Source organism: Streptomyces sp. NPDC003691 (assembly GCF_053981115.1).
In genome coordinates, this window is record NZ_JBSFNQ010000186.1 from 1 (window position 1) to 5393 (window position 5393).

The 5393-nt window shown below is 69.0% G+C and carries 5 protein-coding genes; 3 read left to right on the forward strand and 2 right to left on the reverse strand.

Features of this window, described 5'->3' with window-relative positions:
- Positions 1-189: 189 nt before the first annotated feature.
- On the reverse strand, positions 190-771 hold the full coding sequence (locus tag ACWDR0_RS34425) for a hypothetical protein (protein ID WP_456355774.1): 582 nt from the start codon (positions 769-771) through the stop codon (positions 190-192).
- Positions 772-870: 99 nt separating this feature from the next.
- Entirely contained in the window at positions 871-1131 is a 261-nt protein-coding gene (locus ACWDR0_RS34430) for a hypothetical protein (protein WP_456355775.1), read from the reverse strand.
- Positions 1132-1386: 255 nt separating this feature from the next.
- On the opposite strand from ACWDR0_RS34430, the gene thyX reads away from it, so the two are divergent.
- The 3 genes from thyX (at position 1387) to ACWDR0_RS34445 (ending at position 5066) form a co-directional block, all read left to right on the forward strand.
- Positions 1387-2127 carry an FAD-dependent thymidylate synthase gene (gene thyX / locus ACWDR0_RS34435; RefSeq protein ID WP_456355776.1) on the forward strand — a complete coding sequence of 247 codons (741 nt, stop codon included), beginning with the start codon at positions 1387-1389 and terminating at the stop codon, positions 2125-2127.
- Positions 2128-2365: 238 nt separating this feature from the next.
- Positions 2366-3265, forward strand: a complete 900-nt coding sequence (dapA, locus tag ACWDR0_RS34440; protein WP_456355777.1) for a 4-hydroxy-tetrahydrodipicolinate synthase — start codon at positions 2366-2368, stop codon at positions 3263-3265.
- A 115-nt stretch (positions 3266-3380) separates the two neighbouring features.
- Positions 3381-5066: a ribonuclease J gene (locus ACWDR0_RS34445; RefSeq protein WP_456355778.1), complete on the forward strand. Its 1686-nt coding sequence runs from the start codon at positions 3381-3383 to the stop codon at positions 5064-5066.
- Positions 5067-5393 lie beyond the last annotated feature (327 nt).

The following is a 5393-nucleotide window of genomic DNA, read 5'->3' on the forward strand; positions in this document are numbered from 1 at the left end:
GTGCCGATGCGCATCCCGGCCTCGTAGACGACCCGCAGCCGCCCCTGCGCCGCCTCGGCGCGCACGGTCAGCGCCAGCATTTCTGTGGCGTAAGGACCCGTCGGGTCCGGCGCGGTTCTGTCGTGTTCTCCGTGCGGTTTCTCCGTACGGCCGTGCCGCACGCGCCGCGGCGACGCCCGCCGGAACGGTTCAGCGTGCCGTTCCGGCAGTACCGGCCGTCCCGTACTCCGCCGCCCAGGCCTCCACGGTGTCCGCGGCGCGGTCGAACGCCTCCACCCGGGAGAGGAAGTCCGCGCTGTGGTCGGTCAGCAGCTCCACCGCCTCGCTGCGGCCGCTGCGGTCCAGGTGCAGGGCCTGCCCCTGGACGGTCCGGGGCAGCCCCAGCCAGCGCACCGGCTGCTGGACCGTCTGGACCCGGGTCACATCCGCCCAGCGGACCGTGGTGGTGGTGAAGAAGCCGACCCGGCGCAGCCCGTGCCGGCTCACCCAGACGCCTGCCCGCAGCAGCCGCAGGGCCAGGGCGATCATTACCAGCCCCAGGGAGAGGCAGAGACCGGCCGCGGACATGGCACCGGCGGCCGCGACGATCACCGCCGCGATCATCACGAACGACGTCAGCAGCAGGAGCAGCGCCGCGGCCCCCACCCGCCAGGGGCCGGGCCGGTAGGGCCGCCGCCACTGGTCGTGATCGTCGAAGGGCAGGGCGATGTCCGCGGAGTTCTCCGCCTCGGCGCCGAACGCCCGGTCGGCCGTCAGAAAGGTCAGGGGCACGACTGTTCTCCACTCACCAGCACACTCGAATTGTGGGGGCTGTGACGGGTGAGGCTACCGAGGCACTCCGGGGCCGACTACCCCAGGGGGCCGTGCGAGTCACCGGCGCTCGGCCGCCTCACTCTGCTGCGCGGTCTCCGGAGAGCTGCCGGACTCCAGCGCGGGGACGCCGAACAGCAGGGAGCCCACCAGCCCGGCGACGATGCTCAGCCCGATCAGCGTACGACCGGTGAGCTGGGACACCGTGGGGCGCTCGCGAGGCGGTGGAGTGACGTTACTGCGGAAGCGCTCGGCCTCCTCGTCGGCCCGGGTGGCCTCGGCCACGAACGAGAACGGGACGGCTTCCCGCCGGCGGAACATCGGATCACGCTCCTTGGATGAGTGCAGTCGAGTGCAGCTGAGTGCTGCCGGGTCTGCTGGTTCGGCTGCGCCCGGCCGGGCCGGAGCGGCGGCCGGAAGCGCTGTTACCCAGAGAGACGTACGGAACGCCGATTCGGTGCCGGATCCGTGCGAATCGGTCCGGAAAACATCAGCGAAGCGTGAAGGAGAGGGCCCGCGGGGGTGGACTAAGGTGGATGCCGCCCCCACCCCCACCCGAGGAGAGGACGCCTCCAGGTGACCGACACCCCCGCCGAATCCGCGACCCCCACCTTCCGCAGTGATGTCACCGTCGAGCTGGTCAAGCACTCCGCCGCGGACTCCGACGTCCTGTGGGCCGCCCGGGTCTCCACGGCCGGAGAGCAGTCCCTGGACGAGCTCAAGAAGGACCCCGAGCGGTCCAAGGGGCTCATCAACTATCTGATGCGCGACCGGCACGGCAGCCCGTTCGAGCACAACTCGATGACCTTCTTCATCAGCGCCCCGATCCTGGTCTTCCGGGAGTTCATGCGGCACCGTGTGGGCTGGTCCTACAACGAGGAGTCCGGCCGCTACCGGGAGCTCGACCCGGTCTTCTACGTACCCGGCCAGGACCGCAAGCTGGTCCAGGAGGGCCGCCCGGGGAAGTACGTCTTCATCGACGGCAGCCCCGAGCAGCACAAGATCGTCTCGGAGGCGATGGAGGACTCCTACCGCCGCTCGTACGAGACGTACCAGGAGATGCTGGGCGCGGGCATCGCCCGCGAGGTCGCCCGTTCGGTCCTGCCGGTGGGCCTCTTCTCCTCCATGTACGCCACCTGCAACGCCCGCTCCCTGATGCACTTCCTCGGTCTGCGCACCCAGCACGAGCAGGCGAAGGTCCCGTCCTTCCCGCAGCGCGAGATCGAGATGGTCGGCGAGCAGATGGAGCGCCGGTGGGCGGAGCTGATGCCGCTGACGCACGCGGCGTTCAACGCCAACGGGCGTATCGCGCCCTGAGCCGTCCGCCCCGGCCGGCGGAGGGCCCGTCCCCCCGCGGCATCCGGCGGTACAGATGTACGGATTCTCCGGGTGGAATGTCCGCATTGCGGTGTTTCATGAAGTTCATCTAGGCTGATCAAACGGACCCGGCACTGCTTGAACCCCCGAGCAGGCAGTGCCGGGCTCCGCATGGCACGTCGTACGTCACGTCCCCTCAAGGGCCACACCGCACTGAGCAGCGAGTAGCGTGTTACCCATGGCTCCGATCCCCACTCCGCAGACCCCCTTCGGGCGGGTCCTCACCGCCATGGTCACGCCGTTCACCCCGGACGGCGCACTCGACGTCGACGGCGCCCAGCGCCTGGCGGCCCATCTGGTGGACGCAGGCAACGACGGTCTGATCGTCAGCGGCACCACCGGCGAGTCGCCCACCACCAGCGACGCGGAGAAAGACCGGCTCCTGCGAGCCGTCCTGGAGGCCGTCGGGGACCGGGCCCGGATCGTCGCCGGTATCGGCACCAACGACACCCGCCACACCCTGGAGCTCGCCCGCGCCGCGGAACGCGCCGGCGCCCACGGCCTGCTCGCCGTCACCCCGTACTACAACAAGCCCCCGCAGGAGGGCCTGTTCCGGCACTTCTCCGCCGTCGCCGACGCCACCGAGCTGCCCGTGATGCTCTACGACATCCCCGGCCGCAGCGGCGTCCCCATCGACACCGAGACCCTGGTACGGCTCTCCGAGCATCCCCGGATCGTCGCCAACAAGGACGCCAAGGGCGACCTCGGCCGGGCGAGCTGGGCCATCGCCCGCTCCGGTCTCGCCTGGTACTCCGGCGACGACATGCTCAACCTGCCCCTGCTCTCGGTCGGCGCGGTCGGATTCGTCTCCGTCGTGGGCCATGTCGTCACCCCGGAGCTGTGCGCCCTGCTCGACGCGCACCTCAGCGGTGATGTCCAGAAGGCCACCGAGATCCACCAGCGGCTCCTTCCGGTCTTCACCGGAATGTTCCGTACCCAGGGTGTGATCACCACCAAGGCGGCACTCGCCCTCCAGGGCCTGCCCGCCGGCCCCCTTCGACTTCCCCTGGTCGAGCTGACCCCCGAAGAGACCGCGCAGCTGAAGGCCGACCTCGCGGCCGGAGGCGTCCAGCTCTGACCCCGGACCTGGCAAGACCCGACAACTGCATATGTACGACACAGCACGTGCACGAAGCTCATGCACGCCCGCCCCTCCTGCGGGGGAGGCCGGCATGCATGGTGAGGAGAGTCTTTTGAGTCATCCGCATCCCGAACTCGGCCGCCCGCCGAAGCTCCCGAAGGGCGGCCTCCGGGTCACCCCGCTCGGCGGCCTCGGCGAAATCGGCCGGAACATGACCGTCTTCGAGTTCGACGGCCGTCTGCTCATCGTCGACTGCGGCGTCCTCTTCCCCGAGGAGGAGCAGCCCGGTATCGACCTCATCCTGCCCGACTTCACCACCATCCGGGACCGCCTCGACGATGTCGAGGGGATCGTGCTCACGCACGGCCACGAGGACCACATCGGCGGTGTCCCCTTCCTGCTGCGGCTGAAGCCGGACATCCCGCTGATCGGTTCCAAGCTGACCCTCGCCCTGATCGAGGCCAAGCTCCAGGAACACCGGATCCGGCCCTACACGCTGGAGGTCACCGAGGGACAGCGCGAGCGCGTCGGCCCCTTCGACTGCGAGTTCATCGCGGTCAACCACTCCATCCCGGACGCGCTGGCCGTCGCCATCCGCACCCCCGCGGGCATGGTCGTCCACACCGGCGACTTCAAGATGGACCAGCTGCCGCTGGACGGCCGGCTCACGGATCTGCACGCCTTCGCCCGGCTCAGCGAGGAGGGCATCGACCTCCTCCTCTCCGACTCCACCAATGCCGAGGTTCCCGGCTTCGTCCCGCCCGAGCGCGATATCTCCAATGTGCTGCGCCAGGTCTTCGCCGGTGCCCAGAAGCGCATCATCGTCGCCAGCTTCGCCAGCCATGTGCACCGCATCCAGCAGATCCTGGACGCGGCGCACGCCTACGGCAGGCGGGTCGCCTTCGTCGGGCGCTCGATGGTCCGGAATATGGGCATCGCCCGTGACCTGGGCTATCTGCGGATCCCGCCGGGGCTGGTCGTGGACGTCAAGAGCCTCGACGACCTGCCGGACCACCAGGTCGTCCTGGTCTGCACCGGTTCCCAGGGCGAGCCGATGGCCGCCCTCTCCCGGATGGCCAACCGCGACCACCAGATCCGGATCGTCCAGGGCGACACGGTGATCCTGGCGTCCTCGCTGATCCCGGGCAACGAGAACGCGGTCTACCGCGTGATCAACGGCCTGACCCGCTGGGGCGCGAACGTCGTCCACAAGGGCAATGCGAAGGTCCATGTCTCGGGCCACGCCTCGGCCGGCGAGCTGCTGTACTTCTACAACATCTGCCGCCCGAAGAACCTGATGCCGGTGCACGGCGAATGGCGCCATCTGCGCGCCAACGCCGAGCTGGGCGCTCTCACCGGAGTGCCCAAGGACCACATCGTGATCGCCGAGGACGGCGTGGTCGTCGACCTCGTCGACGGCCGGGCCCGCATCGTGGGCAAGGTCCAGGCCGGTTATGTGTATGTGGACGGCCTCTCGGTCGGCGATGTCACGGAGGCGTCCCTCAAGGACCGCCGGATCCTCGGCGACGAGGGCTTCATCTCCGTCTTCGTCGTGGTCGACGCCACCACCGGCAAGGTCGTCGGCGGCCCCCATGTCCAGGCCAGGGGCTCCGGTATCGACGACGCGGTGTTCAGTGCGGTGATCCCCAAGATCGAGGAGGCCATCGCCAAGTCGGCCTCGGACGGAGTGGCGGAACCCCACCAGCTCCAGCAGCTGGTCCGCCGTACCGTCGGCCGCTGGGTCTCCGACACCTACCGCCGTCGCCCGATGATCCTTCCGGTTGTGGTCGAGGTCTGACGCCCCTGCCTTCACCGGCCTGACGTCGTACTTCATGGAGCGGGGCGCCTCGATTTGCATCGGGGCGCCCCGCTCCAGTACGTTGACGTCTCCGCCCGAACGAGAACCCCCTGACGGCTGCGCGCCGAACGGAACCGGATCTCCTGCGGAGCCGGAAAATCCGACTCAGAATCTCTGATAAAGTCGGAGCAGCCGAAAGGCAAAAGTCGAAAGACAAAAGGCCAGTCCAACGGGCCGCTGGATCTGAAAGTCCGGACCGGAAACGGAACGGGAAAAGGATCTGGTAAGGTTGGAAACGCAAGACCGAAGGGAAAGCCCGGAGGGCCT